1 protein-coding gene is annotated in these 319 nt (G+C 65.8%); it reads right to left on the bottom strand.

From position 1 onward, the window contains the following. The coding region (locus tag ACLZOT_RS51270; RefSeq protein ID WP_416976153.1) for a DegT/DnrJ/EryC1/StrS family aminotransferase at positions 1-222 on the bottom strand (222 nt) is incomplete at its 3' end. Positions 223-319 lie beyond the last annotated feature (97 nt).

Raw genomic sequence — 319 nt, 5'->3', positions numbered from 1 at the left:
CCCGAACCGGTGCACTGCGACGATGGCCGCGGTCCGCGACGTCAACGACGCCTCCACCGCGGCGGCGTCGAGGCAGTACGTCCCCGGATCTATGTCGGCGAACACCGGCAGCGCGCCGGCCAGGACCACGGCCTCGGCGACTTCCACGTTCCCGAAGGCCGGTACGACAACCTCATCACCGACTCCGACGCCGGCGGCCCTGAGCATTGCAGCAGTACCCATGTGGGTGATGTTGGTTGCGGAACGTGAACGTCAGGTGACGCACAACAAAAAAGGGGGGGACCCGGAACAGAAGTTCCGGGTCCCACCCGTTAAAAGG

The organism is Streptomyces sp. 4F14 (assembly GCF_048159485.1).
Taxonomy (GTDB): Bacteria; Actinomycetota; Actinomycetes; order Streptomycetales; family Streptomycetaceae; genus Streptomyces.
Note: the sequence above shows the minus strand (reverse complement) of the source record. Positions and strands in the feature narration are given on the sequence as shown.